The organism is Microlunatus antarcticus, from assembly GCF_014193425.1.
Classification (GTDB): domain Bacteria; phylum Actinomycetota; class Actinomycetes; order Propionibacteriales; family Propionibacteriaceae; genus Microlunatus; species Microlunatus antarcticus.
On the sequence record NZ_JACHZG010000001.1, the window covers coordinates 1,917,316 to 1,941,882 of the forward strand.

Here is a 24,567-nt window from a genome sequence, read left to right on the forward strand (position 1 = left end):
CCGGCTCAGCCGACGAGGTCCCAGCGGTCGGCCATCATGACCTTCGTCCACGCGCGGGCGAAGTCGGCGACGAACTTGTCGGCCGCGTCGTCGCTGGCGTAGAGCTCGGCGACGGCCCGCAGCTCGGAGTTCGAGCCGAAGACGAGGTCGTTGCGCGTCCCCGTCCAGCGGGCGAAGCCGCTGGCGACCTCCACCGCCTCGTACGTGTCCGGCGTCCCCTCGACGGGGCGCCACTCGTGGCCGAAGGCGAGCAGGTTGACGAAGAAGTCGTTGCTCAGCGTGCCGACCCGGTCGGTCAGCACCCCGTACGACGACCCGCCCACGTTGGCGCCGAGGACCCGGAGGCCGCCGACGAGGACCGTGAGCTCCGGCGCGGTGAGGCCGAGCAGGTTGGCCCGGTCCACCAGCAGGTACTCCGCCGGGAGGCGGTGGCCCTTGCCGAGGAAGTTCCGGAACCCGTCCGCGCTCGGCTCGAGCGGCGCGAACGACTCGACGTCGGTCTGCTCCTGCGTGGCGTCGGTGCGGCCCGGGGTGAACGGGATCGACACCGGGTGCCCCGCGTCGGCGGCGGCCTTCTCGACCGCCGCGTCACCGGCCAGCACGATCAGGTCGGCGAGGGAGACCTTCGTCGGCCCGCCCGCCGCGTTGAACTCGTCGCGCACCTGCTCGAGCGTGCGAAGGGCCCGGTGCAGCTCGTCGGGCTCGTTGACCTCCCAGCCGCTCTGCGGCTCCAGCCGGACGCGGGCCCCGTTGGCCCCGCCGCGCTTGTCGCTCGTGCGGTAGGTGGACGCCGAGGCCCAGGCGGTCGCCACGAGGCGGGAGACGCCGAGACCCGAGGCCAGCACGCGCTCCTTGAGCGTCGCCACGTCGGCGTCGGTCACGAGCGGGTGGTCGACGTCCGGCACCCGGTCCTGCCAGATGAGCTCCTCGCTCGGGACCAGCGGGCCGAGGTAGCGCTGGATCGGGCCCATGTCGCGGTGCGTGAGCTTGAACCAGGCGCGGGCGAACGCGTCGCCGTACGCCTCGGGGTCGGCCAGGAAGCGCTGCCCGATCTCGTTGTAGACCGGGTCGACCTTGAGGGCGATGTCGGAGGTGAGCATGCCGGGGGTCCGCGTGGGCTCGTTCGTCTCGGGGTCGGGGACGGTGGCGGCCGCGGCGCCGTTCTTCGGCGACCACTGCCAGGCGTTGCCCGGGCCCTTGCCGAGCTCCCAGTCGAGCCCGTAGAGGTTCTCCAGGTACTTCTGGCCCCAGCGCGTCGGCTCCGCGGTCCAGGTGACCTCGAGGCCGCTGGTGATCGTGTCGCCGCCCTTGCCGCTGCGGTAGCTGTTGGCCCAGCCGAGGCCCTGCTGCTCGATGGAGGCGCCCTCCGGCTCCGGGCCGACGTGGCCCTCGGGGTCGGCCGCGCCGTGGGTCTTGCCGAAGGTGTGGCCGCCGGCGATGAGGGCGAAGGTCTCCTCGTCGTTCATGGCCATGCGGCCGAACGTGTCGCGGATGTCCCGGGCCGACGCCATCGGGTCGGGGTTGCCGTTCGGCCCCTCCGGGTTGACGTAGATGAGGCCCATCTGGACCGCCGCGAGCGGCTGCTCGAGCTCACGGTCGCCGGTGTAGCGCTCGTCGCCGAGCCAGGTGTCCTCCGGGCCCCAGTAGACGTCCTGGTCGGGCTCCCACGCGTCGATCCGGCCGCCGGCGAAGCCGAAGGTCTTGAGCCCCATCGACTCCAGCGCGACGGTGCCGGTGAAGACGATCAGGTCGGCCCAGGACAGGCGGCGGCCGTACTTCTGCTTGACCGGCCAGATCAGGCGGCGGGCCTTGTCGAGGCTGGCGTTGTCCGGCCAGCTGTTGAGGGGGGCGAAGCGCTGCATGCCCGCCCCGGCCCCGCCGCGGCCGTCGGCCACGCGGTAGGTGCCGGCGCTGTGCCAGGCCATCCGGATGAAGAACGGGCCGTAATGGCCGAAGTCGGCCGGCCACCAGGGCTGCGAGGTCGTCATGACCTGCTCGACGTCGGCCCGCAGCTCGTCGAGGTCGACCGTCGCGAAGGCCGCGGCGTAGTCGAAGTCGGGGTCCTGCGGGTTGGAGGCGGCGCCGTGCTTGCGCAGGACGGCGAGGTTGAGGGACTTGGGCCACCAGCGCTGGTTGCTGTTGCCGCCCTCGGTGGGGTGGCTGATCCGGCCGAAGTCGACCGGGCAGCCGCCGGCCTCCTGCGTGTTCATCTTGGCCTCGCGCGTCTCGGTGTCGACGTGCTCGGTGCGCTCGGTCTGGTCGTCCGTCATGGTTCGGTGATCTCCGGTGGGTCGAGGGCGATCGGTGTGCACCCCCAGTTTTGCGCGTCCCGGCGAAAGGTCACGCACCGCCCGTCCGCGGAGCGGCCTCCACCCGGGCTCGGATCGCCTCGACGGCCTCGTCCAGCGAGCGTCCGGGGGTGTGCCACCACTCGGGCGGGGGCGCCAGCACCTCGGGCTCCGCCTGCGGGACGCTGCTGCGGAGCCGGATCCACACCGCCCGCCCGCCGTCCCACTCCGGCGCGACCTCGACGGACGCGATGTCGCCGTACGGCAGCACCCGCGTCCGTAGCCCGCGCACCTCCACCCCCTCCGGAGTGAGCCGGACGCGGGCCCGCGCCGGGACGACCGCGGCCAGCCCGTACGGCACGAACAGCATCGCCAGCAACGACCAGGGATTCAGCCGCGTCGTGCCGGCCAGCAGCGCGGTGAGGGCGGTGCCGCCGGCGGCGTAGAGCACCGGGGTCGTGGGCCACCACCGGTTGCGCGGCTCCTCCCAGAGCGTCACCGTCCCGGCAGGCTGCCCGTGCCCCTCGACCATCTCTCCTCGACGTGGCCGTAGCGCCAGATCACCAGGGCGGCGACCCACACCACGACGAACAGCCCGACGACGGCGTAGCCCGCGTCGTCGAGGGGGATCGCGGCGATCGCGGCCAGCGGACCCCGCTCGATGCCGACCTGCTCCGCGAGGACCCCGACCAGCTCGACGGTGCCGATGACCAGGGCCACGGCCACCGAGATCGAGGTGATCGTCAGGTTGTAGTAGACCTTCCGCACCGGGCGGCGGGTGGCCCAGCCGTACGCCCCGGTCATCAGCACGCCGTCGGCCGTGTCCATCAGGCACATGCCCGCCGCGAACAGCACCGGGAGCACGAGGATCGCGTAGAACGGCAGCTCGAAGGCCGCGGCACCGCCGGCGAGCACGAGCAGGCCGACCTCGGTCGCGGTGTCGAAGCCGAGGCCGAAGAGCACGCCGACCGGGTAGATGTGCCACGGCTTGCGCACGGCCCGGGTCAGCCCGCCGAGGAGGCGGTTCATGAACCCGCGGCGGGCGAGCTGGGCCTCCAGCTCCTGCTCGTCGAAGTCGCCGTGGCGCATCCGGCGGAACACCCGGACGATCCCGACCAGCACGACGAGGTTGGCGATCCCCAGCACCCACAGGAACAGCCCCGACACGGACGCGCCGACCACCCCGGCGACCGAGCGGAGCGCCGAGCCGTCGTCCTGGACCTGCCCGGCCAGGGCCTTGACGCCGAGCGAGAGCCCGAACGCGAGGGCGAAGACGATCGTCGAGTGCCCGAGGGAGAACCAGAAGCCCACCGACAGCGGGAGCCGGCCCGTGCCGCTCACCGAGCGGTCGCCGAGGAGCTTGCGGGTGGTGTTGTCCACCGCCGCGATGTGGTCGGCGTCGAAGGCGTGCCGCAGCCCGAAGGTGTACGCGAGGACGCCGACCCCGACGCCGAACACCGGCGTGGCGCCGCCGAGCTGGTGGTGCGCCGGCACGACGAGCCCCAGCAGGATCCCGAAGCCGGCCACGTGGAGCGCGACGACGACGACGGCCATGCCGACCAGCGAGCGGCGGTCGGCCCGGTCCAGCCCGCCCAGGAACGTCGACAGACGGTTCCCAGGGACGGTGGTGGCCTGGGTGGAGCCGGTCACAGGTGTCTTCTCCTCACGACGGGGTCGCCGGGACGACGTTAGTGCACCCCGCCGGAAGGCCCGCCGATCCGGCGGCGGACGACCGTGACGTCCGGACCCAGGTGCGCGAGGTGCCCGGCCAGCTCGTTCCCGGCCGCGTCGAGCTGGTCGTCGGTGAGCGGGTGTAGGGCGTCGAGGACGAACAGCGCCGTCGTGGTGGAGGGCCGGAGCGCGGTCCGTGGGGCCTGGCGCCAGTTCCAGCGGCGGCACGTGACCGCGGCGTCGTCGCGCCACACCACCTCGCCGACCTCGGGGTGCTCCACCGTCTCGACCCCGTCGGCCGTGGTGGGAAAGGGCTCGGTGCCGTCCGCCCGGACCAGCCGGGGCGGGCCCTCGTACGCCCGCACGTCCTCGCCGCCGAGCGGCACCTGGTGGATCACCGAGATCGCGTTGTAGACGTCGGTCAGCCGGTTCACCCGCGGCAGCCCGGAACCGGCCCGGCGCAGGAGCGCCTCCAGGCTGTTGCGCGTCCGCTGCGGCTTGGCGCCGAACGCGCGGTAGGCCTCCCGCCACGCGGCCACGTGGGGGAGGTCCTCGACCGGACGTCCCGCGAGCGCCCGGGCGGCGGCGGCCTCGGCGCGGACGAGCAGCGCCTCGCCGAGCGGGTCGGTCGCGGCGCCGGCCGCCTCGGGCTCCAGACCGTCGACGGCCAGCAGCAGCGCGCGGTAGTCGGGCCGGAGCGCCACGACGGTCTCGTCGATCGTCGCCCCGTTCAGGAACGCGGTCAGCTCGGTCGGGCTCATATGGCCTCCTTCTTCCGGTGAGTGCGGCTGATTTCCGACGGGATCGCTGCCCTCATGGACATCGCAGCCCATCTGAGTGCAATGTCACAACTCCGACAAACCTGGCGTTTTCCTGAGAAACGAACTCGATCTGTGTGATTCTGTCTTCAACGACCGTACGAGGTCGGTCCCCGAACACCCGAGGGAAGGAGTCCCGATGCTGTATCCCACCGACGAACGAGCCGCTGACCAACGCTCCGTCGACGACCTGCTGCCGACTTCCCCCGACGGCGACGGTCTCGCCGCGCTGGACGCCGACGCGATGGCCGAGGCCGTCCGCAACCTCCGCGCCCTCATCATGGCCGGTGAGCGCTACCGCCTGACGGCGGCCGGCTCCGTCGGTCTCGGCGCGACGGAGAGCTCCGCGATCTCCTACCTCGCGGTGCACGGGGATCGTGGTCAGTCCGAGCTCGCGCGCGACCTCAATCTCACCAGCAGCGCAGCCACCGCGCTCGTGGACCGGCTCGAGCGGCACGGCGCGGCCCAGCGGGTCCGGCACCCCACCGACCGACGCCGCACGACGATCCGGCTGACCGTCCGCGGGGAGGAGCTGGCCGCCGCGGCCCAGCGTTCGCTGATCGCCAGCCTCGAGCTGGTCGCGTCGGCCGACCTGCCGCTCTTCTCCGGCTGGCTGCGCGTCGTCGCCGCCGACCTGGACGCGCGCACTCGCTGAAGTTCCGGCTCAGCCGGGGCCGGGCAGGGCGACGGTGACGAGGAGCCCGCGGTGGTCGGTGCCGGGCACGGTCACCGCCCGCGCGCTCGTCGTGCGTACGCCGCCGCCGACGTAGACGTGGTCGATGTCGATCAGGGGCGGGACCCGCGTCGAGCCGGCCGGGTAGGTCGGCACCCAACCGGCACCGGCCTCGTCGACCGCCGACGCCCAGCCGTCCTCGACGAGGGCGCGCTGCGTCGGGTGCGAGGCGACGGCGTTGAAGTCCCCGGCGAGCACCCGGGGGCCGGACGTCGGCAGCGCGGCCCGGAGGTCCTCCTGCTCGCCCAGCCACCCCGTCCCGCCCAGGCGTGGTCGGCCCGGGTGGACCGCGACGACGGTGAGCGGTGACGCCGTCCCGGGCACGGCGACCGAGCAGACCCGGCTCTGGTTGGCCAGGTCGGCCGAGAGCGGCACCGCCCGGGTGACCGGGAACCTCGACAGGACGGCCGTGCCCGCCGCGCCCCCGGAGGGGAGCCGCCCGGCGCAGCGGTGGGGGAGCCGGTCGGTCATCCCGAGGCCGGCGAGCGCCCGCAGCTGAGGGGCGGTCGCCTCGGTCAGCACGACGACGTCGGCCGTCCGCGCCGCGTCGACGAGGCCCTTCGGGTCCGCCTGGCCCAGCCGGCTGTTGAGCGCCAGCACGGTGAGCGTCGTCCCGGAGACCGGCGGGGGTCCCGCGACCCAGCGCGGGGCCAGGAGCAGGCCCTGCGCCAGGACGGCCAGCCCGCACAGCGCCACGAGCACGACCCCTGCACGTCGGCGCCGGAGGACCAGCGCGACGCCCGCCACCACGAGGGCCAGGAACGCGCCCGGCGCGGCGAGGTCGGTGAAGGCGGTCGCCATCGCCCAGGTGTCGTCGGCGAGGGGGAGCACCCCGTACGGGACGTAGCGGCTCACGAGCAGCGCGACGGAGGCGACGAGCAGCAGCGTCGCCACGACGCCCAGCGCCGTGGAGACCCGGTTCGTGATCATGGCGACGACGCTAGGAGAGCCCCGAGCCGTCCGCACCGGTCCACGGTCGCGACCGGGTCAGACCGTGGGCCCGGGCGGCTCAGGCCGGCGCGTGGCGCGAGGTCGCGTCCTCGACCTCGCCGACGAGGACCTCGATCACGTCCTCGAGGAAGAGCACGCCCGTCGTGACGCCGTCGTCGTCGACCGAGCGGACGAGGTGCAGGCCGTCGCGCCGCATGCCCGCCAGCGCGTCCTCGAGGTCGGCGGAGCGCGTGGTCGCGCGAAGGTGCCGGATGCGCGACCGCGGGATCGGCAGGCGCGAGGCCGGCCCGTCGACGAGGTCGAGCACGTCCTTGAGGTGGACGTAGCCGACGGGCTCGCCGGCCGCGTCCTGCACGGGGTAGCGGGAGAACCCGCCCTCCTCCACGGCGCGCTGGACGTCGGCCGGGGTCGCCCGAGGCGGGAGGCAGACGAGCTGGTCGATCCCGACCTCGACGTCGCCGACCTTGGCCTCGGTGAACTCGAAGGTGTTCGACAGGGTGCCCGAGCGGTCGGAGAGCATGCCCTCCCGTGTCGACTGCTCCACGATGCCGGCCACCTCGTCGAGGGTGAAGGCGCTGGACGCCTCGTCCTTGGGCTCGACGCCGAACAGCCGTACGGCGCCGTTGGCCAGCGCGTTCAGCGACCAGATGATCGGGCGCAGGACCCGCGACACCATGACCAGCGGCGGGGCGAGCAGCAGCGCCGCCCGGGTGGGCACGGAGAAGGACAGGTTCTTGGGCACCATCTCCCCGAGCACCACGTGCAGGAACGTGACGAGCAGCAGCGCGACGACGAACGACACCAGGTCGATGGTGTCCTCGGAGAGGCCGGTCGGGCCGAGCCCCAGCTCGAAGAGGTGGTGGATCGCGGGCTCGGAGACGTTGAGGATGAGCAGCGAGCAGATGGTGATGCCGAGCTGGGAGGTCGCCAGCATCAGCGTCGCGTGCTCCATCGCCCACAGCGTCGTCTTCGCGGCGCGGCTGCCCCCGTCGGCCAGCGGCTCCACCTGCGAGCGACGGGCGGAGATGACGGCGAACTCCGCGCCGACGAAGAACGCGTTCGCGGCCAGCAGCACGACGAGCCAGACGAGGCCCGGGACGACGTCGCTCACCGCTCCACCTCCGCCTGCTGCTGGGCCTCGCGCTGCTCGCGGTCGTGCCGGCGCTCCTGCCGCGTCTGGCGACGTTCCGCGTCGGCGGCCTCCTCGGCCAGCTCCTCGGGGTCGGGCTCCGCCGGGGTGAAGCGGACCCGGTCGACCCGGCTCCCGTCGATCCGCTCGACGCGCAGCGTGCCCGCGTCGATGCCGACCTCGTCGCCCACGTCGGGCAGTCGGTCGAGCCGGTCGGTGACGAAGCCGCCCACGGTCTCGTACTCCTCGTCCTCGGGGACGGCGACGCCGGTCCGGTCGTGGAGCTCGTCGGGTCGCAGCGCCGCGTCGAAGGTGAAGGAGTCGCCCTGGCGGACCAGGTCGACCCGGGCCCGGTCGTGCTCGTCGGTGAGCTCGCCGACGAGCTCCTCGACCAGGTCCTCGAGCGTGACGAGGCCCGCGGTGCCGCCGTACTCGTCGGAGACGACGGCCAGCTGGAAGCTCTGGTGGCGCAGCAGCCCGAGCAGCGTCTCGGTGGTCATCGACTCCGGCACCCGGGGCGGTTCGACGGCCAGCGAGGAGGCCAGCACGCGGCGCCGGTCCTCCTGGCTGAGCGCGAAGGCCTGCTTGATGTGCACGACGCCACGGATGTCGTCCGCGTCCTCCCCGATCACCGGGAACCGGGAGCGCCCGGTCCGGCGGGACAGGTCGAGCACGTCGTCGGCCGTGTCGTCCAGGCGGAGCTTGTCCATCCGTACGCGCGGGGTCATCACGTCACCGGCGGTCCGGTCGCCGAAGCGGAGCGTCCGGCTGATCAGCGTCGCGTGGTCGGCGTCGAGGCTGCCCTCGAGGGCGGAGCGGCGGACCAGGGAGCTGAGCTCCTCGGCGCTCCGTGCACCGGACAGCTCCTCCTTCGGCTCGATGCCGAAGCTGCGCACGATCGCGTTCGCGGTGTTGTTGAACAGGGCGATCAGCGGCCGGAAGACCATGGTGAAGACCGTCTGGAACGGCAGCACCAGCCGGGCGGTGGGCAGGGGGAGCGCGAGGGCGAAGTTCTTGGGCACGAGCTCGCCGACCACCATCGAGAACAGGGTCGCCAGCGCGACGCCGACGACGGTCCCGACGGCGGGCACGACGCCCGGCGGCAGTCCCACGGCCTCGAGCGGGCCGGCGAGCAGGGCGCTGACGGCCGGCTCGAAGGTGAAGCCCGTCAGCAGGGTGGTGAGGGTGATGCCCAGCTGCGCGCCCGACAGGTGGGTCGAGGTGATCCGCAGGGCGTCGATCGTCGTGTCGAGGCGCTTCTCGCCGTCGTCTCGACGGTTCTCCAGCTCGTGCCGGTCCAGGTTGACCAGGGCGAACTCGGAGGCGACGAAGAGCCCCGTGCCCACGGTCAAGATCAGGCCGACGCCGACCATCAGCCATTCGAACCACACGGCGAAGCATCCTGACCTGACACGTCCGGCTCCCGCTCAGGCATGGGGAGTCGTCTCGGCGTGAAGCTCCAGACTACCGACTCGGGTGGACCGACGGGTTGAGCCGGACGACGCCCACCCCCGAGAGCGATCCCCGGACGGCCGCGTCGGCCAGGTGCTCGAGCTGGTGGAACTCGCCGACGGGGAGCGCGGGGTCGCTGGCGACCGTGGCCTCGACGTGCAGGCGGTGGCCCACCCAGCGGACCCGGGTGTCGTCGACGTGGGTCACGCCCGGCACCTCGGCGATCGCGTGCTCGGCCCGGTCGGTCAGCGACGGGTCGACCCCGTCGAGGAGACGCCGCCCGATGTCCCGGGCGGTGCCGACGAGCAGCACGAAGATCGCGAGGCTGATCAGCAGGCCGACGACCGGGTCGGCCAGCGGGAAGCCGAGCCAGACCCCGACGACGCCCACCACGACGGCCAGCGACGTGAACCCGTCGGTGCGGGCGTGGATCCCGTCGGCGACGAGGGCCGCCGAGCCGATCTGGCGGCCGACCCGGATGCGGTAGACCGCGACGAGCTCGTTCCCGGCGAAGCCGACGAGCCCGGCAACCAGGACCCAGACCAGGTGATCCATCGGCTGAGGGTCGACGAACCGACGCACGGCCTCGACGGCGGCGACCACCGCGGAGAGCGCGATCATGGCCACGACGAACAGCCCCGCCAGGTCCTCGACGCGGCCGTAGCCGTACGTGTAGCGACGGGTGGCCGCGCGCCGGCTCAGCGCGAACGCCACCCACAGCGGCACCGCAGTCAGCGCGTCGGAGAAGTTGTGGACCGTGTCCGCCAGCAGCGCGACCGAGCCGCTGAACGCGACGACGACGATCTGCAGGACCGCGGTGACGGCGAGGACCACGAGGCTGGTCCTGAGCGCCCGGATGCCGGCCGTCGACGCCTCGAGCGCGTCGTCGATGGAGTCCGAGGCGTCGTGGCTGTGCGGCACGAAGAGGTTCTGGAGGAAGCCCCGGACCCCGGCCGGGTGGGCGTGCCCGTGCGGCTCGTGATCCGCGTGCGGGTGCGGGTGCGGGTGCGGCTCAGTCATCGGTCCTCTCGTCCTGGTGGTGGTGCCGGGGCTGGTCGACCACGCTGTGCTCGGCCTGGAAGAGGGCGTCGGTGACGAGCTGTGCGACGTGCTCGTTGGCGAGGCGGTAGAAGATCCGGTTGCCGTCGCGGCGCGTGGTGACCAGGCGGCTGAGCCGCATCTTGGCCAGGTGCTGGGAGACCGCGGCGTTGCTCTTGTCGACCACGTCGGCCAGCGTGTTGACCGAGAGCTCGCCGCCCCGTAGAGCCAGCACGATCCGGACGCGGGTGGGGTCGGCCAGCATCGAGAACACCTCGACCGCCAGCTCGACGAGCTCGTCGTCGAGCGGTTCCGCGACTGCCATCCTGCTATCTGCCTGCATACGCAGATTCTTGCACGCATCGTCTCGAGGTCTGGCCCGGCCGTTCACCGCGCGGACCCGGGACGTTCATCCGCGGTGCCTACGGTCACGACCGTGCTGCAGATCTTCCGCCTGCCCGACCACGCCGCCGCCTGCGCCGCCGCGCGCAGCCTCCAGCGGGAGGGTCTGACCACGCGGGCGGGGGTGCGCCACCACCTCGCCTACCTCACCGTCCGCTCCGAGCGTGCCGACGTCGGCGACCTGGTGCGCGGGCTCGCGCCGTCCGCCGTCCGGGTGAACGTCGAGCACCTGCCGACGCCGCTGGCGCACGACGTCGCCCTGGTGTCCTGACCGGAGCTCACCCCGGGAACCGGCTCACCAGCAGGTGAAGCCGCCGTCGACGAGCAGGTCGACGCCGGTGCAGAAGGTCGCCGCGTCGCTGAGCAGGAAGACGGCCGGGCCGACGAGCTCGTCGACGCTCGCCATCCGCCCGAGCGGGGTGTCGGCCTCGAACTGCACGACCTGCTCGGCGACCTCGGGCCGGGTGTTCATCGGGGTGGCGGTGTAGCCGGGGCTGATCGCGTTCACACGGATGCCCCGCGCGGCCCACTCCATCGCCAGGCTGCGGGTCAGGTGCACGACCCCGGCCTTCGCCGAGTTGTAGTGGGCCTGCAGCAGGCCGCGGTTGACGATCGAGCCCGACATCGAGGCGATGTTGACGATGGCGCCGCGACCCCGGGGCAGCATCACGCGGGCCTCGGCCTGGCAGGACAGGAACACCCCGGTGTAGTCGACGTCGACCACCCGCTGCCACTGCCGCAGCGACATCTCCTCCGCCGGTGCGGCATCGGCGATGCCGGCGCTGTTCACGGCGAGCACCAGCGGCCCGAGGTCGGACTCCGTACGCGCGACCGCGTCGGCCAGGCTCGCGGGGTCGGTCACGTCCCCGGGCACCGCGACCGCCCGACGGCCGGTCTCCTCGATCTCGGCGACGACCGCCGCCAGCGCGGGTCCGGCGAGGTCGAAGCAGGCGACGTCGGCGCCGCTCGCGGCGAGCCCGAGGGCGATGCCACGGCCGATGCCGCTCGCGGCGCCGGTGACCAGGGCCACCCGGTCGTCGAGCCGGAAGTCCGGGAGGGTCATGAGGGCCTTTCGCTGGGGTGGGGGCGGACCGGGCGCGAACCGGTCAGCTCATGAACATGCCGCCGTCGACGTTGATCGACTGCCCGGTGATGTAGCCGGCCTGGCGCGAGGCCAGGAACAGCAGCAGGTCGGCGACGTCGTCGCTGGTGCCCGCCCGGCCGAGCGGGATCGCGGCGACCCACTCCGCCATCAGCTCGCCCGGGGCGTAGTCGCCGAGCAGCCGGCCCCACTCCCGGTCGTTGTAGTCCCACATGTCGGTGTCGACGATGCCGGGGCAGTAGGCGTTGACCGTGATCCCGTCCTTGGCCAGCTCCTTGGCCAGGCTCTGGGTCAGCCCGACGACGCCGAACTTGCTGGCCGCGTAGTGCGGCGTGTAGATGAAGCCCTGCCGGGCCTGGCCGGACGCGGCGTTGAGGATCCGACCGCTGGCGCTGCGGCGCAGCAGGGGCAGCGCGGCCTTCGCGCACAGGAACGCACCGGTCGTGTTCACGCTGAGCACCTGGTTCCAGGCCTCGAGGGTGAGCTCCTCGAAGGTCGAGATGGTGATCGTGCCGGCGTTGTTCACCAGCACGTCCACCCGGCCGTGCCGGTCGTCCACGTCGGCGAAGCATGCCGCGACCTGCGCCTCGTCGGTCACGTCGCAGACGGCCCCGTGCACTGCGCCCGCGCTGCGCCCGTCGAGCTCCGCCGCGACCTCGACGACGCCGGCGTCGCGGTCGAGCAGGACGACCGAGGCGCCCTCGCCGGCGAACCGCGACGCGATCCCCAGGCCGAGGCCGCGACCCGCGCCGGTGACGACGACGACCTGGTCGACGAAACGGGTGGTGGTCACGGGGTGCCGTCCTGGGGGTGGGTGCTGCTCAGGGCCGAGGAGACGGCAGCGTGCCACCGGTGCCGCCGCTCGGTGCGCCCGGGGTCGTCGGACCGCGGCGCGTACGCGGTGCTCGGGCGGGGCAGCGCCTCGAGGTCGGCGAGCGTCCACAGCCCGGCGCCGAGTCCGGCGACGTGGGCCGCACCGAGCGCCGAGAGCTCGGCGACGTGGGAGGCGGCGACGTGGCGCCCGGAGGTGTCGGCCTGGAGCTGCATCAGGTCGGCGTTGGTCGTGGGACCGCCGTCGGCGAGGATCGTCCCGATCGCGTCCCCGGCGGCCTCGGCCGCGGCGACGACGTCCTCGATCTGGAAGGCGATCGCCTCCAGCCCGGCACGGGCGAGGTGCTCGAGACGCGTGCCCGCGCTGACACCGGTGATGGTCGCCCGGACCTGGTCGTCCCACCAGGGGGCGCCGAGCCCGGTGAAGGCGGGGACCAGCACGACCCCGTCGCTGGTCGGTCCCGCGGCCGCCGCGACCTCGGCCGGCGTACGGCCGAAGAGCGCACCCAGCCAGGTCAGGGTGGCGCCGCTGGACCGGATGTTGCCCTCGAGGGCGTACGCGGGCTCGTCCAGCTCCCAGGCGATCGTCCGCGCGACGCCGGTGTCGGCGCTGGCCGGGCGATGCGTGACGGCCATGACCGACGAGCCGGTCCCGTACGTGACCTTGACCTGCCCGGGCCGCCAGCCGGCGTGGGCGAACAGGGCGGCGTGGCTGTCGCCGAGGACACCGGTGACTCCGACGTCGGGGGACAGCGGCGCCAGGTCCCGGCACGCGACGTCGGCTCCGGCAGAGGCGACCACGCGGGGCAGCGCCTCGACGGGCACGTCGAACAGCGCGAGCAGCGTGGGGTCCCAGGTGCGGGTGGTGATGTCGAGGAGCTGCGTGCGCGAGGCGTTGCCCGCCTCGATCAGGTGCTCGCCGCCGATGCGCCACAGCAGCCAGGAGTCGACCGTACCCAGGCACAGCTCGCCCCGTCGGCTCCGGGCACGTTCCGGGTCGAAGACGTCGAGCAGGGCCGAGGCCTTGGAGGCCGAGAACATCGCGTCCAGCGGCAGGCCGGTCAGGGCCCGCACCCTGTCGGAACGTCCTTCGTCCCGCAGCCGGGCGCAGAGGGCGGCGCCGCGGGTGTCCTGCCAGCCGAGCAGCGGGCCCAGCGGCTCGCCGGTCGCCCGGTCCCACAGCACCATCGACTCGCGCTGGGTGCTGAGCCCGACGGCGGCGACCCGGGTCGGGTCGACCTCGGACAGGGCGAGGCGGACGGACTCCTGCACGGAGCGCCAGATCTCCAGGGCGTCCTGCTCGGCCCAGCCGGGCTGCGGGAAGACCTGCGCGACCGGCACCGAGGCCCGCGCGACCACCCGACCCCCGAGGTCGACGACGACCGCCTTCGTCGCACTCGTGCCCTGGTCGATCGCCAGCAGCAGTGCGTCGCTCATCCCGGCAGGCTGCCAACGGGATGAATAGATTGTCAACTCTGCATAAGCAATCAGTAGAGAACGCTCCCAGCCCGTCGAAGGGCCACGCAGCAGTCAGCGTTCTCGCCGACCACCACGCGGCCCTTCGACTCAGAGCGTCGGACGAACCCCTAGGTCCGGGCCTCCTGCCCGATGTCGGGGTTGTCGGTGAAGAAGTTGTCCATCCCGGCGTCGAGGAACGTCTCGATCTCGCCGTTCAGGTCGCCCACCTCGGCCGGCACGGTGCTGCTGCGGAACTGCAGCGGCAGGAACTGGTTCTCGCGGCGGAACGTCCAGCCCGTGATCGTGAGCCCGGCCCGGTGGGCGTCGCGGATCACCGGCGTCGGGGCGAGCAGCCGTCCGTCGGCGTCCCGCGGGATCATCACGTCCTTGCACAGCGCGACCTGGTCGGCGTAGCGCTTGATCCCCTTCAGGCCCTGCGGGGTCACGAGGTCCGCGTACGTCGTCGTGCGGCCGGCGGCCTTGAGGTCGTACGGGGCGCCGGAGCAGTCGACGAGCTGGATCAGCGGCACCTTCGTCTTCTTGGCCAGCGCCTTGAGGTTCCCGGTCTCGAAGCTCTGGATCACGACCGGGGAGCTCTTCTTCGTCCAGCCGTGGGCCTTGAGCTCGGCCACCACCTTCGCGTCGGTCGGCAGCCCGATCGAGGCGAAGTACGTCGGGTGCTTCGTCTCGGGGGCCACGCCGACCGGCTTGCCGCTGCAGGTGCGGGAGTGCAGGGCCAGGTCGAAGACCTCGTCGAGCGTGGGGATCGGGTACAGGCCGTCGAAGGCCGTGTTGCCCGGCCGGACCAGCGGCAGCCGCTCCTTCGCCCGCAGCGTGCGGAGCTCGGCGAGGGTGAAGTCCTCGGTGAACCAGCCGGTCTGGCTGGTGCCGTCGACGACCTTGGTGGTCTTGCGGTCGGCGAACTCGGGGTGCGTCGACACGTTCGTCGTCTCGGTGATGTTGGGCTCGTGCCGGGCGACGAGCTTGCCGTCCTTGGTGGGGACGACGTCGGGCTCGATGTAGTCCGCGCACTGCTGGATCGCCAGCTCGTAGCTGGCCAGCGTGTGCTCCGGCCGGTAGCCGCTGGCGCCGCGGTGGCCGACCAGGCGCGCGGTGGGCGCGTCGGTGCGGACCTTCGGGAGGCCGACGATGATCATCTCGGTGTCGTCCGGCTTGCCCGGGTAGCGGGCCGAGTTGTTCGGGTAGTTGTTGTCGTTGGCGAAGAGGTAGCGCCCGCCGCTCAGCGGGACCACGGTCTCGGTCGACTGGAACGCGAAGGAGAAGGTCGACCCCACCCCGTACGCGCCCGGCGACGCCTTGGTGCCGATCCGCTGCGGGTTGGCGATCTTGAGCAGGTCCAGCAGGAGGCGCTTGCGCGCGAAGCCGTTCTCCGTGCGGTTCAGCTCGACGGTGTAGACGCGCTTGACGACGGCCTGCGGGCCGTCGAAGTTGTCCCGCTCGAGCACGACGAGCTTGTTCTTGCCCACCAGGTGCGCGTCGCCCACGAAGTCGGCGTCGGTGTCGGTCTCGTACGCCCACGTCTTCTTCGTGTAGCGGGCCTTCCTGGTGTCGAACTCGTAGACGACGCGACGACGCTGGTCCGCGTCAGCGGTGAACGCCCCCTCGAGGATCGGGTAGAGGTAGCGCCCGTCCTTGGACCCGGCCATGGCCTCGAAGCCACGGCTGCTGCCGATCGTCGGGGTCTCGCCCGCGGCCAGGGTCGGGTTGTCCGGCGACTTGCCGTCGACGAAGGGGACCGGGGCCGACAGCAGCATGCCGCTGCGATCGACGTGCAGCAGGAAGGGCCCGAACTCCTCGCCGACCCAGAAGGTGCCGTCCGGCTGCTGCACGATCGACTCGATGTCGAAGTCGGCGCCGGTCAGCAGCCGTTCCTTGGTGTCTCCGTTGACGATCGGGTACCTGATCTTCTTCTGCGGGTCGCGCAGCGAGATGAACCGCTCGACCTTGATCGCCCCGCTGCCGCCGTCGGACGTCTCGAACGAGGGCTTCACGAGGTAGACGCGGAGCAGGAAGTCGGCCGAGTTCGCTTTCGTGCCGAAGCCGTTGTCCGGCATCGCCCAGTAGGTGCCGTTCTTGTTGGCCACGACCCCGGAGAAGCCCGGGACGACCTGCCCCGGGAACGGGCCGGTACGGCCGTTGACCGCGCCGTTCGGTGTCGCCAGCGCGCCGGAGGCCGGGCCGGGGGCCTGGTAGTCGGCCGACAGCGTGGCGCGGGCCTCGAGGGTCGGGGTCTTGACCAGCCGGCTCGGGCTGGGGCGGCTCTTCGGCTCGGCAGGTGCGGCCTGCGCCGCCGGCACCCCACCCGCTCCGGCCAGTCCTGCGGCCAGCAGGGCGGTGGTGACCAGCCCCGCCACTCGGCGTCGTGCTCGGACCACGGTGCTCCTCTTCGTCGTCGCCGGGGCCGTCGGAGGTGCGGCCCGCGCTGGCGTCACCAGGATCGAAGCGGCTGGTCCTGTCATCGTTCCCGTCCGGAGAAGAACGGTCGGCCACCAGTCGGTGAACTCGGGACGTAACTGGCGCGCGACGGGTCCGGGGTCAGGCGGCGCGGCGGGGTGCGCTCGCGCGGGAGCGCAGGACGAGGAGCGTGACGAGGGTGAGCACCGCGATCGCCCAGAGGTTGACCTCCCCGTAGACCCAGCTCTCGTCCGCCGGCAGCAGGGCGGTGAAGACGGCGGCGATCACCACACCCCCGACGACCCCGACGGCGAGCCCGAGGGCCGCGCCCCGCAGCCGGCCACGCCGTCCAGGGCGACGGGCGAGGGCGGCTCCCGCCAGGGCGAAGGTCACGGCCAGGGCGACCGCACCGACGTAGAAGAAGCCGTTGACCAGAGGGTCGTCGAAGGCGTCGCGGCCGGCGGCGATCGTCGAGTCCTTCAGCGCGAAGAAGACCGCCGTCACCACGGCGGCGACCAGGGCGCGGCTCAGCAGGCGACGGCTGGTCACGACGGCCATGGGATGTCCTCCCGGAGACGGTGGCCCGAGCCTAGGGCGACGGGACCACGACCGGAAGAGCCTTCGCCGCCCTGCTGATCACGCAGCGTCGGGCGCGACGCAGCTCCGGAGATCGGTGCGTGAGCACACGTCCCACAGGGCGTGCGAGAACGGCGTGCGACCCAGGTTGAGGGTGCCCTGGTTCGTCACGACGAACACGTGCCCGTTCGGCGATCGGAAGACGTACGTCCCCGGGTCGGGTTGTCGTCGTCGCCACCGGCCGAACGTCACCGCACGGTGGTGGCTGCGGGTCAGGGGACCGAGGTTGTCCACGCTGGTCTGGCCCGGTGGACCACCGCGGGCGAGGGGCACGTACGGGACGGTGTGGTCGAGGTCGAGGGTCCGACTGGTCGCCTGGCCGAAGGGGAAGACGTCGACCGGGTTGCGCAGGAACAGGGCGTCGCGCAGCCGGTAGGGGATCTCGTACGCGTCGACCGGCGCGGTCTCGACGGGGTCGACAACGGGTCGCACCGTGACGTGGCAGCCGGTGTCGGTGAGCCATTCCCGGGCCTGGTCGAGGGTGAGCGGGTCGCCGTGCTCGGGCCGGACGAGCCCGTCCCCGGCGCGGAGTGCGCCGTCGGTCAGGTGCAGGTGCAGCACGACCCGCGGACGCAGCCGGCGCAGGTCGGCCGCCGTCAGTCCGTCGGGGACGGTGAGGTCGAGGGACCGTCCGGGCTCCTCCGCACCGGGCTCGTCGCCCGGGGTGTCGGTCGCGGACTCCTGCTGGTCCTGCGGGTCGGGGTCGTCGGCGTGGCGGGCGAGGAGCTCGAGGGCGCGGGCGGGTTGGGCGAGCAGACCGACCGCCTTCGCCCGCCGCGCGTCGACCAGGTCGAGATCGCCCTCCAGGCGCAGCACCTCGGCCAGCCGGTCCACCGCGGCCATGAACCAGCGCACGTCACCCGACGCTGCCTTCGCCACGATCGTGCGCAGCCCGTCCTCCCCGGCGTACGACCACACCCCCCGCTCGACCCGCGCCGCCTCCTCCCGCGCCCGACGGGCCTCGGGGTCCGCCTCCAGCACGGCCGCGGCCAGGAGACGCTGGAAGCGGGGCCAGGCCAGCATCGGCAGGAAGCTGCTCAACGTCTGGTCGACCTCGGCGCACGCCTCCCACGACAGCGCGTGCGTCGCCTGCGCCACCGCACGCGCCTGCCACGCGCGCACCACGCCTGTGGTGACCAGCACCCAGAGCCGGGGCAGCCGGTGACGCAGATCGAGGGCGTCCGCGATCAGCATCCGCGCCGCCACCACGCCCGTCCCGCGCAGCGCGCCGAGCTCGTGCGCGCAGTGCTCCGCCACCTGCGGGCACCCGTCACCACCCCACGCCCGCGCACGCTGGACCAGCGGCATGTAGTCCTCGGCGCCGGTGTCGAGGTAGTGCACGTCGGCCCACGCCGCGGCGAGGACGAGCTCCTCGCACTCCGTCTCGCGGAGCAGCGCGTGGGTCGCGGCGATCCGGTCGGCAAGCTGGGAGGCGGTCGCCACCGTCACCGTCGGATCGAACATACGAACGATTCTGTTCGCCGGGTCCGACAGTTTCGAGGCCCAGGTGTTGTCCGTCCGGCGTCAGGTGTGGGCGCTCAGTCCCAGCCCTCCTGGGGCGTCCGGCACGAGTCGCGGAACACGTACTGCGACGGCAGCCGGCGCTCGTGGCTCGACCAGTCGATGGCCGGACGCACCGCCGACTCGGGGAGGTAGCCGAGCCGGTAGACCGCCATCAGCTCGAGGTCGTCGGGCACCGCGAAGAGCTGCGCGAGCCGGTCCCACTGGCCCTCGACCTCCATCGGGAACGACACGAACTGGATGCCCATGCCGATCTCGACGGTGGTCAGCCAGACGTTTTCCATCGCCGCGCCCATGCTGAAGACGGAGTAGAAGCCGGACAGCTCGCCGGGCCGGTACTCCGCACGGTCGAGCATCACTGCCAGCAGCAGCGGGGAGCCGGCGACGAGGCGGCGGTTCTCGGCGCCCAAGGACTGGGGGACGCGCAGCCGGTTCATCACCTGCTGGCCGCGGGCCGTGAACACCTGCTTGGTGAACGGCCGCAGCAGCGCGGGCAGCCGGTCGAAGAGCATGCCGCTCCGCTTCTCGGCCATCTCGTCGGCGGAGAAGCGGAAGTACGGCCGGTAGCGCTCGAAGAACGTGCCGTTGGACATGGCCGTCGTCATGCTCTCGCCGCTGATCTCCGCGACCTGCTCGATGATCTTGGGCGAGTCGATGATCACGAAGCGCCACGGCTGGCTGTTGAGCTGCGAGGGCGCGCGGCCCGCGACCTCCATGAGCAGGCGCTGGTGCTCCTCGCTGACCGGGTCCGGGCGGAACGGGCCGTTCGTGGTCTTGCGGCGCCGGACGACGTCAAGAAACTCCATGCTGCTGCTCCTGGATGGCTCGGGCGAGGCTGCTGGCGAAGAAGGGCGCGGCGCTCAGCGCGACGACCGGGTGGCGCCGGGAACGGGCGCTGACCTGCGAGACCACGACGAGGGGCAGCGCGGCCGGCAGCAGCCGCCAGCCCGCGCGGCTGTCGCTCCACAGCAGCGTGCTGGCGGCCGAGGCGGCGAGGGTGCTGGTGCCGACGTAGAGGGCGTGGTGCACCCAGCGGAACCGTCGCGTGTCAACGAGGCGGAGGGCGACGGCGGTGCCGAGGCCGACGTTCAGCGCGTACGCGGTGGTGGCGGCCGCGAAGAGCGTGGCCGGGCGCGGGGGCCTCACCCGGCGGACCGGCCGTCCTGCTGGGCGTCGTGCCGCAGCAGCAGCCGGAACGGGCCGAGCGCACGGGCCGACCAGCCCGGGCGCACGTCGGCCAGCTCGGCGGGCCGATAGCTGCGCCGGATCGAGAGCAGGCCGTCGTCGTGGAGGAACGAGGAGCGGGCCAGCGGCCGGGTGACCACGCCGTACGCCCGGTGGGCCAGCCGCGACCGGCTCAGGTCGCTGTGGAGCGCGAGGCGGCCGGCCAGCCGTTCGCTGTCGGCCAGCAGCGCCTGCAGCGCGACGGGGTCGAGGTGGTGCAGCAGGTGGTTGGACACGACGACGTCGTAGCGGCGGCCCTCGGCCACGAGGTCGGCGCTGCTCGCCCGGCGGAACGTGACGTCACCGCTCGGCCGCCGGTCGACGAAGGCGGCGGCGCGCGGGTCCGGGTCGATGGCGGTGACCGCCAGGTCGAGGCCGTCGCGCCGCGCCCACCGGTCCAGGCAGCGGGCGACGTCGCCGCCCCCGAAGCCGACGTCGAGCAGGGTCGGGCGCGGGCTCGCGGCCAGCACCGGGCGCAGCGTGGCGATGTAGAGCCGCCGCCAGCCCGACACGAGCCGGTTCACCACGGCGAACTGGGCGTACGTCCGCTCCAGCCGGGTCAGGTCGCAGGCCGGGTCGTCCATCAGCTCGACCGCGGACGTCTCCCGCCGGGCCAGGTCGGTCATGCCGCCGGGGTCCGGGTCAGGAGCGCGCTCTCCACCGTCAGCCCGGGGCCGAAGGCGAGGCCCGCGAGCTGCTCCGGCCCGGCTGCGGGCGCCCGGAGCAGCTCGGCCAGCACGAAGAGGACGGTGGGGCTGGACATGTTCCCGTAGCGGCGCAGGACGTCGCGCGACGGGGCCAGGTCGTCGTCGCTCAGCCCGAGCGCCGCCTGCACCTGGTCGAGCACGCTGCGCCCACCCGGGTGCACCGCCCAGCGGTCGACCTCGGTGGGGGAGAGCAGACCGAGCAGCGAGGGCAGGGCGGCGGGCAGCGACGACCCGAGGATGCGCGGGACGTAGCGGCTCAGGACCATGTCGAAGCCGAGGTCGCCGATGGTCCAGGCCATGTGGGCCTCGCCGTCGTCGCTGAGCGTGGTGCCGAGCGCGTCGAGCGTCACCGTCTCGGAGCCCGCGGCGGGGGCCCGTCCGGTGACCACCGCCGCGGCCGCGCCGTCGGCGAACAGCGACGAGGACAGGATCGTGTCGAGGTCGTCGCCCACGTGCAGGTGCAGCGAGCACAGCTCGGCGCAGACCACGAGCACGACCGCCTCGGGGTCGGCGCGGCAGACGGCCTGGGCCAGCCGGAGGGCCGGGAACGCGCCGTAGCAGCCCATGAAGCCCAGGTGGAACCGCTGCGTGGTCACGGGGAGCCCGAGCTGGCGGACGAGCAGGTAGTCCGGCCCGGGGGCGAAGAAGCCCGTGCAGGACACCGTGACGACGTGGGTGACGTCGTCGGCGACCAGGTCGCTCGCGCCGAGGGCGTCCTTGGCCGCCGCGAGGAACAGCGGCGGGGCCTCGCGGACGTACGCGGCGTTGCGCGTGCCGGTCGACGGGGCCAGCACGAGGGAGCTGCGGGGGTCGTAGTGCACGGGATCGGAGCCCGCGTCGACCCCGTGGTCCCTGCCGAGCTCACCCATCACCGTGTGGCGGGTGTCGATGTCCGAGGCGTCGAACGCGGCACGCAACCGACGGACGCCGAGGCGGCTGAGCCCGGGCTGCGCGGCGAGGACGTCGCGGAACTCGGGCTGGCGCAGCACGGTCACCGGGACGGCGGTCCCGACCGCCCGCACGAACACCGGTGCAGGTGAAGGGGCCACGGGTCCTTCGTACCCGATGGCCCAAAGTCCAGCGCACCGCCGTCACGGGTGGGGCGACCCGGCGCCTCTGGGATGATCGTCGGCGATGAGCACCCCGCTGCACGACCCGACCTGGCGCGGCTTCGCCAGCGACAACTACGCCGGCGTCCACCCCGAGGTCCTCGAGGCGCTCGCCGCCGCCAACGGCGGCCACCAGGTCGCGTACGGCGAGGACGCCTACACCGCGCGGCTGCAGGACGTGATGCGCGAGCAGCTCGGCGCCGAGGTCGAGACGTTCCCGGTCTTCAACGGGACGGGCGCCAACGTCATCGGCCTGACCAGCGTGCTGCCGCGCTGGGGCGCGGTCGTCTGCACCGACACCGCCCACATCCACACCGACGAGGCCGGCGCCCCGGAGCGCGTGACCGGGCTCAAGCTGCTCCCCGTCGCCACGCCGGACGGCAAGCTGACCCCCGAGCTGGTCGAGCGCGAGGCCTGGGGCTGGGGCGACGAGCACCGGGCGCAGCCCCTGGCGGTCAGCCTCACCCAGAGCACCGAGGTCGGCACCGTCTACACCCCCGACGAGATCCGCGCCGTCGCCGAGCACGCGCACGCCCACGGGATGGCCGTGCACCTCGACGGCGCACGGATCTGGAACGCGGCCGCCGCGCTCGACCTGCCGTTCGCCGCCTTCACCAGCGACGTCGGGGTGGACGTGCTCACCTTCGGCGGCACCAAGAACGGGCTGCTCGGCACCGAGGCCGTCGTGGTCCTCGACCCGGCGCGGGCGACCGGGCTCGTCTACCTCCGCAAGCTGACGATGCAGCTCACGAGCAAGATGCGGTTCGCGTCGGCCCAGCTCCTCGCGCTCTTCGACGACGACCTCGGGCTGCGCAGCGCGCGGCACGCGAACGCGATGGCGGCCCGGTTGCGTACGGCGCTCGAGGCCGGCGTCGCCGGCGGCACGCTGCCCGGCCTGACCTTCACCCGGCCGACCCAGGCGAACGCGGTCTTCGCCAGCCTCGCGGCGACCGTCGCGGACCGGATCCGGGAACGGGTCCGCTTCTACGACTGGGACCGGACGCGTTCGGAGGTGCGCTGGATGGCGGCGTGGGACACGACCGAGGCCGACGTCGACCACTTCGTCGCCGTCATCGGCGAGGAGCTGACGCGCTAGGAGCGTCCGCCATCCCGGCGCGTTCCCTGGCCGACGCGACGGCCTGCTGGAGCGAGGCGGCGTCGTACGCGCCGTAGTGGCGGCGGCCGTTCACGAAGAAGGTCGGGGTGCCCGAGACGCCGCTGCGGTCCGCCGAGTCGATGTCGCTCGCGATCCGGTCGGCGTGCACGTGGCGGTCGAGGTCCTCGGCGAAGCGGTCGACGTCGAGCCCGAGCCCGCCGGCGTAGCCGAGCAGGTCCGACCGCTTCAGGTGGTCCTGGTGGGTCAGCAGCAGGTCGTGCAGCGGCCAGAACGCACCCTGCTTGCCGGCCGCCTCCGACGCCTCCGCCGCCAGCTGGGCGTGCGGGTGGACGTCGGTCAGCGGCAGGTGCCGCCAGACGAAGAGCAGGTCGTCGTCGGAGTCGAGCTCGGCCCGGGCGGCCGGTTCCGCGAGACCGCAGTGGGGGCACTCGAAGTCGCCGTACTCGTAGAGGACCACGCTCGCGTCGCGCCGGCCGCGGTAGTGGTCGCGGGTGTCGTCGAAGGGCTCGGCGAGGTCCAGCAGGGCCGTCGCGCTGCCGAGCATCGCCCGCGCGCGACGGTCCGGGTCCAGGAGCTTCGAGGTCTGGAACACGACGGTGGTCACCCCCAGCGCCAGCACGCTGGTGGCGAGGATGCCGAGCTTGGCCTCGGCCAGCTCCGGGCCGTCGAAGGCCAGGGTCGCGATGAGCAGCGAGACGGTGAAGGCGACGCCCGCGATCGTGCCGCTCCCGGCGACAGCGAGCCAGCCGACCGGCGGCTTGATGCGGCCGTGGCTGAGGCGGGTGACCGCCCAGCTCGCCAGCAGCACGCCCGCGGGCTTGCCCACGACGTAGCCGAGGACGATGCCCAGCGTGATCGGGGAGGCCCAGGCGCGGGCGAGCAGGTCCTCGTCGAGCACGAAGCCGGCGTTGGCCAGCCCGAAGAGCGGGACGATCACGTACGTGGTCGAGGGCACGTAGAAGCGCTGCAGCCGGGCGTTGGGCGACAGGGTGGCGGTGACGCCGGCGCTGGCGCTGCGGGCGAGCTCGGGCGTCGGCTCCTCCCGGAACGTGCGGAACAGCGCCGTCGCGCCCTCCAGGCCCTCGCGGGTCGGGGTGTACGCCGAGGCGGTCAGCCCGATGGCCAGGCCGGCGACGACCGGGTCGACGCAGCTGCGGAGCAGGGCGAGCCACAGCACGACGCCCGCGACGGCGAAGAAGGTGGGTCCGCCGACCCGCGTCCGCGCCGCGAGGAGGATCGCGGCGAAGACGACCACGGCGACGACGAGCGCGGTGACGTCGATCGACTCGCTGTAGAAGATCGCGATGACCACGAGCGCGACGAGGTCGTCGACGACGAAGACGGTGAGCAGGAACAGCCGGACGCGTTCCGGGACGATCCGGCCCACGACGGCGACGAGGCCGAGGGAGAGCGCGGTGTCGGTCGACATGGCCGCGCCCCAGCCGTCGGCGCCCGGCCCGCCCCGGTTGACCGCCAGGTAGATCAGCACCGGGATCGCCATCGCGAGCAGCCCGGCGACGAGGGGGAGCAGGAACCGCTTGCGGTCACGGAGCTCGCCGAGGTCCAGCTCGCGTCGGGCCTCGAGCCCGACGACGAGGAAGAACAGGGTCATCAGGGCCTTGTTCACCCACTCCTGCAGGTCCATCGCGATCTCGCGCCCGCCGAGGCGGACGGACAGCTCGGTGGTCCAGACCCCGGTGTACGAGGCGGGGCTGAGGTTGGCCCAGAGCAGCGCCACGAGGATCGCCGCGACGAGCACGCCGGCGCTGCCCGACTCGCTGAGCAGCAGGGCGCGCAGGCTGCTCTGACCCCGCCGGAGCCAGGGCGTCTGCGCCTCGTCGGGGCCGGCCGGCTCGGCGGCGCCCTCGACCAGCCCGTCGGCCGCGGTGTCGGGCTCGTCCGGGACGACGTCGACGCCTGGCGGAGGGTTCACGTCGTGAGTGTCGTCAGGTTCGGGGGCCGGTG

Annotated in this window: 23 protein-coding genes; 3 read left to right on the forward strand and 20 right to left on the reverse strand. The window is 73.1% G+C overall.

The genetic code is table 11. From position 1 onward, the window contains the following. Positions 1 to 5: 5 nt before the first annotated feature. The 4 genes from katG to FHX39_RS08875 all read right to left on the reverse strand — a co-directional run bounded on the left by katG (position 6) and on the right by FHX39_RS08875 (position 4,720). Positions 6 to 2,270, reverse strand: coding sequence for a catalase/peroxidase HPI (katG, locus tag FHX39_RS08860; protein WP_408631485.1), 2,265 nt, complete (start codon positions 2,268 to 2,270; stop codon positions 6 to 8). A gap of 70 nt (positions 2,271 to 2,340) precedes the next feature. Further along, a complete protein-coding gene (locus tag FHX39_RS08865; protein ID WP_183337704.1) occupies positions 2,341 to 2,787 on the reverse strand; it encodes a hypothetical protein in 447 nt (148 codons plus the stop codon). Further along, entirely contained in the window at positions 2,784 to 3,938 is a 1,155-nt protein-coding gene (gene nicT, locus FHX39_RS08870) for a Nickel transporter NicT (protein WP_332836749.1), read from the reverse strand. Before nicT ends, FHX39_RS08865 begins: the two co-directional genes overlap by 4 nt. A 38-nt stretch (positions 3,939 to 3,976) precedes the next feature. Further along, on the reverse strand, positions 3,977 to 4,720 hold the full coding sequence (locus FHX39_RS08875; RefSeq protein WP_183337705.1) for a B3/B4 domain-containing protein: 744 nt from the start codon (positions 4,718 to 4,720) through the stop codon (positions 3,977 to 3,979). A 196-nt stretch (positions 4,721 to 4,916) separates the two neighbouring features. Between FHX39_RS08875 and FHX39_RS08880 the strand changes: the two genes are divergently transcribed. Then, the gene (locus FHX39_RS08880) at positions 4,917 to 5,432 is read left to right on the forward strand and encodes a MarR family winged helix-turn-helix transcriptional regulator (RefSeq protein WP_183337706.1); all 516 of its coding nucleotides are present in this window, start codon (positions 4,917 to 4,919) and stop codon (positions 5,430 to 5,432) included. 9 nt (positions 5,433 to 5,441) lie between these two features. Here FHX39_RS08880 and FHX39_RS08885 read toward each other — a convergent pair whose 3' ends face one another. The 5 genes from FHX39_RS08885 to FHX39_RS08905 form a co-directional block, all read right to left on the reverse strand. Continuing rightward, a complete protein-coding gene (locus tag FHX39_RS08885) occupies positions 5,442 to 6,440 on the reverse strand; it encodes an endonuclease/exonuclease/phosphatase family protein (protein WP_183337707.1) in 999 nt (332 codons plus the stop codon). 79 nt (positions 6,441 to 6,519) lie between these two features. Further along, complete coding sequence (locus tag FHX39_RS08890) at positions 6,520 to 7,572, reverse strand: hemolysin family protein (RefSeq protein ID WP_183337708.1); 1,053 nt, start codon at positions 7,570 to 7,572, stop codon at positions 6,520 to 6,522. Then, a complete protein-coding gene (locus FHX39_RS08895) occupies positions 7,569 to 8,981 on the reverse strand; it encodes a hemolysin family protein (RefSeq protein WP_332836750.1) in 1,413 nt (470 codons plus the stop codon). The genes FHX39_RS08890 and FHX39_RS08895 overlap by 4 nt, the downstream gene beginning before the upstream one ends. Positions 8,982 to 9,054: 73 nt before the next feature. Then, a complete protein-coding gene (locus FHX39_RS08900; RefSeq protein ID WP_183337709.1) occupies positions 9,055 to 10,062 on the reverse strand; it encodes a cation diffusion facilitator family transporter in 1,008 nt (335 codons plus the stop codon). Next, a complete protein-coding gene (locus FHX39_RS08905) occupies positions 10,055 to 10,405 on the reverse strand; it encodes an ArsR/SmtB family transcription factor (protein ID WP_269778513.1) in 351 nt (116 codons plus the stop codon). Before FHX39_RS08905 ends, FHX39_RS08900 begins: the two co-directional genes overlap by 8 nt. 111 nt (positions 10,406 to 10,516) lie before the next feature. Between FHX39_RS08905 and FHX39_RS08910 the strand changes: the two genes are divergently transcribed. Further along, on the forward strand, positions 10,517 to 10,753 hold the full coding sequence (locus FHX39_RS08910; RefSeq protein WP_183337711.1) for a hypothetical protein: 237 nt from the start codon (positions 10,517 to 10,519) through the stop codon (positions 10,751 to 10,753). 24 nt (positions 10,754 to 10,777) lie between these two features. Here FHX39_RS08910 and FHX39_RS08915 read toward each other — a convergent pair whose 3' ends face one another. From FHX39_RS08915 to FHX39_RS08960, 10 genes are all read right to left on the reverse strand, one after another. Further along, on the reverse strand, positions 10,778 to 11,545 hold the full coding sequence (locus FHX39_RS08915; RefSeq protein ID WP_183337712.1) for an SDR family oxidoreductase: 768 nt from the start codon (positions 11,543 to 11,545) through the stop codon (positions 10,778 to 10,780). A 43-nt stretch (positions 11,546 to 11,588) separates the two neighbouring features. Beyond that, positions 11,589 to 12,377, reverse strand: a complete 789-nt coding sequence (locus FHX39_RS08920) for an SDR family NAD(P)-dependent oxidoreductase (RefSeq protein WP_183337713.1) — start codon at positions 12,375 to 12,377, stop codon at positions 11,589 to 11,591. Next, positions 12,374 to 13,852, reverse strand: a complete 1,479-nt coding sequence (locus FHX39_RS08925; protein WP_183337714.1) for an FGGY-family carbohydrate kinase — start codon at positions 13,850 to 13,852, stop codon at positions 12,374 to 12,376. Before FHX39_RS08925 ends, FHX39_RS08920 begins: the two co-directional genes overlap by 4 nt. A 149-nt stretch (positions 13,853 to 14,001) precedes the next feature. Further along, a complete protein-coding gene (locus FHX39_RS08930) occupies positions 14,002 to 16,269 on the reverse strand; it encodes an esterase-like activity of phytase family protein (RefSeq protein ID WP_198423314.1) in 2,268 nt (755 codons plus the stop codon). A gap of 160 nt (positions 16,270 to 16,429) precedes the next feature. Further along, a complete protein-coding gene (locus FHX39_RS08935; RefSeq protein WP_183337716.1) occupies positions 16,430 to 16,846 on the reverse strand; it encodes a hypothetical protein in 417 nt (138 codons plus the stop codon). Between the two features lie 78 nt (positions 16,847 to 16,924). Beyond that, positions 16,925 to 18,388 (reverse strand): HNH endonuclease signature motif containing protein, encoded by a 1,464-nt coding sequence (locus tag FHX39_RS08940; protein WP_183337717.1) that lies wholly within the window; start codon positions 18,386 to 18,388, stop codon positions 16,925 to 16,927. A 74-nt stretch (positions 18,389 to 18,462) separates the two neighbouring features. After that, on the reverse strand, positions 18,463 to 19,251 hold the full coding sequence (locus FHX39_RS08945; RefSeq protein ID WP_183337718.1) for a nitroreductase family protein: 789 nt from the start codon (positions 19,249 to 19,251) through the stop codon (positions 18,463 to 18,465). Then, the gene (locus tag FHX39_RS08950; protein WP_183337719.1) at positions 19,238 to 19,591 is read right to left on the reverse strand and encodes a hypothetical protein; all 354 of its coding nucleotides are present in this window, start codon (positions 19,589 to 19,591) and stop codon (positions 19,238 to 19,240) included. The genes FHX39_RS08945 and FHX39_RS08950 overlap by 14 nt, the downstream gene beginning before the upstream one ends. Beyond that, a complete protein-coding gene (locus tag FHX39_RS08955; protein WP_183337720.1) occupies positions 19,588 to 20,295 on the reverse strand; it encodes a methyltransferase domain-containing protein in 708 nt (235 codons plus the stop codon). Before FHX39_RS08955 ends, FHX39_RS08950 begins: the two co-directional genes overlap by 4 nt. Beyond that, a complete protein-coding gene (locus FHX39_RS08960; protein WP_198423315.1) occupies positions 20,292 to 21,425 on the reverse strand; it encodes a type III polyketide synthase in 1,134 nt (377 codons plus the stop codon). Before FHX39_RS08960 ends, FHX39_RS08955 begins: the two co-directional genes overlap by 4 nt. Positions 21,426 to 21,510: 85 nt before the next feature. Here FHX39_RS08960 and FHX39_RS08965 point away from each other — a divergent pair, with 85 nt between their 5' ends. Then, on the forward strand, positions 21,511 to 22,581 hold the full coding sequence (locus FHX39_RS08965; RefSeq protein WP_183337721.1) for a threonine aldolase family protein: 1,071 nt from the start codon (positions 21,511 to 21,513) through the stop codon (positions 22,579 to 22,581). Here FHX39_RS08965 and FHX39_RS08970 read toward each other — a convergent pair. Beyond that, complete coding sequence (locus FHX39_RS08970; protein ID WP_198423316.1) at positions 22,556 to 24,535, reverse strand: Na+/H+ antiporter NhaA; 1,980 nt, start codon at positions 24,533 to 24,535, stop codon at positions 22,556 to 22,558. The genes FHX39_RS08965 and FHX39_RS08970 overlap by 26 nt on opposite strands. Between the last annotated feature and the right edge of the window lie 32 nt (positions 24,536 to 24,567).